This is a genomic window from Microbacterium sorbitolivorans (genome assembly GCF_003327285.1).
Taxonomy (GTDB): Bacteria; Actinomycetota; Actinomycetes; order Actinomycetales; family Microbacteriaceae; genus Microbacterium; species Microbacterium sorbitolivorans.
In genome coordinates this window covers 1-2,418 of record NZ_KZ848482.1, presented here as the reverse complement: position 1 = coordinate 2,418, position 2,418 = coordinate 1, and the positions used below count along the sequence as shown (strand labels likewise).

Below are 2,418 nucleotides of genomic sequence, written 5' to 3'. Positions count from 1 at the left end.
CAACGGACGTCTCGAGCATCTCCGCGGCACCGCCCTGGGGTTCCGGAACCTGACCAACTACATCGCCAGGAGCTTGCTCGAGACCGGCGGCTTCAAACCGCTACTACACCCTCAAACACGATGAGCCCCATATCCGTGCTTGTCAGCTCATACCGGCTACGGGAGACTTGACTGGTGGCAGAGCGATCCCGTCGCATCGGGATGGCACCTTAGCGCGGTTATCGAGATCGCCGTGAGGCGCATGTCTCACGGATCATCAGGAGGGCGCAGAGAACGTAGAGCGCTGCGGCGCAGATCCAGAGGGTGCCGTCTGCATTCGTTCGGGTGAGTGCGAAAATGCCGGTGAAGGTGACCGGGCCGATGATCGAGGTGAGGCTGTTCAGGCTTGCAAGTGTTCCCTGCAGGCGTCCCTGCTGCTGCTCGGGCGCGCGTCTCGAGAGCAGCGTCTGCAGTGCGGGCAACGTGATGCTGCCGAGTCCGAGCGCTGCGAGGATCGGTAGCATCGCCCATGTGCTGGCGATGAGGGCAAGGCCGATGAGCCCAATGGCGTCTGCGGCGATACCGACGAGGATCGCCCGGGTCTCGCCGATCCGGGACACGATGCGTCCGGTCAGTGCCGCCTGCACGAATACTTGCACCATTCCGAAGATGGATAGCGAAACGCCGACTTCGACGGGGTTCCAGTCGAGGCGCTGCTGCGTGAAGAGCACCCAGGTGGAGCCTGGTGCTTGGCCGATGAACTGCACGATGCCGAAGACTGCGAGAAGGATAAGCATCCCCGGCACTGCGGTTCGCTTCGCCGTACCGGGTTGCTGTGCGTGCGAGCCGTTGCTGCCCGGTGGCCGCGTCTCACGCAGAAGACTCGCGCTGAGTACGAGGGTGATTCCGGCGAGCGCGGCGGCGACGAGGAATGGCAGATGCGGTGAGACCCCGCCGAAAAGACCGCCAATGGCGGGACCCGCGATCATGCCACCGCCGTAGCATGCGCCGAGCCACCCGTAGCGTTTTGCGCGCTGATCCGGCGGAGTAATGTCGGCGATCACCGTCGCGGTGACGGCGTTCGTGGCGCCGGTAATGCCTGCAACCGCGCGGGCGAGGTAAAAGACCCACAGCGTGTCCGTCAGTGCGAGCACGAGGTAGTCGATCGTCGCGCCTGCGAGGGAGGCGACAAGCACGCGGCGGCGTCCGAAACGGTCAGAGAGTCGGCCAAGGATCGGGGCGCAAAGAAACTGCATGATCGCATAGAGCGCTGTCAGTAGTCCGACGTGCAGTGGGATCATGTCGTCGGGGGCACCGACCTGGTCGAGAAGGGTAGGCAAGATCGGCATCACGAGGCCCAGCCCTGCAGCATCGAGGGTCGCCGTGATGAGCACGGCTGTCAGGATTCCATGATGAGAGTAGCGAGCAGTCACTTTATCTAAGATAAAGTTATCGATGATAAAGTGCAACTATGACTCACCACCGGAAGCGTCTCGACCGCACGTCCGTGTTGCTCGGGGCCCGGCAGGTGCTCGACGAGACTGGGCTCGATGGCTTCACCACTCGCGCGCTGGCGGCTCACTTACAGGTACAGCAGCCCGGCCTCTACTGGCACTTCCGCACGAAGGCCGAACTCCTCGCAGCGCTGGCGAGCGACGTGCTTGACCGAGAGCATCACGCTTCCTTCCCCGAGTCCGACGAGAAATGGGACGCATTTCTCTTGCGAAACGCAAGAAGTTTCCGCCACGCACTACACGCGGTCCGTGACGGTGCGCGTCTCCACGCTGAGCACCACCGCAGACCATCCGGCGACGACACCGACGAAGGAGCTGAGGCTTCCGGTCAGCAAGTCGGGCTTCTCGTGTCTCAGGGATTCGATGAACAGACAGCCATCAGCATGCTCATCGCGGTCAGCCGATACACCGTCGGTGTCGTACTGGAGGAGCAAACCGCAGAGGTCGGCAATGCGAGCGTTCCTGAACGCGACCGGGAATTCGATTTCGGCCTGACAGCACTGATCGACGGATTCTCTCACTCCCGCACAGCGTCATTGACCTCGAGCGAATCGTGACCTCATTCGACGCTCAGCGGGTTCGCGCGAGACGGGAAAAGATCCCGTCCACCATAAGCGCCAGACCGCGCTCATAGGCACGATCAAGATCGAGGGCATAACCCGAGCCGATCAAGGATTTCAGCGCGGCGTGGTTCTCATTCGAACTGAGTTGCTCGAGTTTGTCGATACGCTCATCGATCCAGGTATCTGCATCGACACCGGTGATAGATTCTGCCTCTGTTTCGGGCTCGAGCAAAATTGGCTCATCGTGTTTGAGGGTGTAGTAGCGGTTTGAAGCCGCCGGTCTCGAGCAAGCTCCTGGCGATGTAGTTGGTCAGGTTCCGGAACCCCAGGGCGGTGCCGCGGAGATGCTCGAGACGTCCGTT

Annotated in this window: 3 protein-coding genes; 1 reads left to right on the top strand and 2 read right to left on the bottom strand. The window is 61.9% G+C overall.

Annotation, left to right across the window (positions count from 1 at the left end; translation table 11 throughout):
• Window positions 1-218: 218 nt before the first annotated feature.
• Entirely contained in the window at window positions 219-1,373 is a 1,155-nt protein-coding gene (gene tet(Z), locus DTO57_RS14225; protein ID WP_010889965.1) for a tetracycline efflux MFS transporter Tet(Z), read from the bottom strand.
• 77 nt (window positions 1,374-1,450) lie between these two features.
• Here tet(Z) and DTO57_RS14220 point away from each other — a divergent pair, with 77 nt between their 5' ends.
• Complete coding sequence (locus tag DTO57_RS14220) at window positions 1,451-2,050, top strand: TetR/AcrR family transcriptional regulator C-terminal domain-containing protein (protein ID WP_010889966.1); 600 nt, start codon at window positions 1,451-1,453, stop codon at window positions 2,048-2,050.
• 13 nt (window positions 2,051-2,063) lie between these two features.
• Here the strand turns inward: DTO57_RS14220 and DTO57_RS14215 are convergent, their stop codons facing one another.
• Complete coding sequence (locus DTO57_RS14215) at window positions 2,064-2,288, bottom strand: hypothetical protein (RefSeq protein ID WP_114118931.1); 225 nt, start codon at window positions 2,286-2,288, stop codon at window positions 2,064-2,066.
• Window positions 2,289-2,418 lie beyond the last annotated feature (130 nt).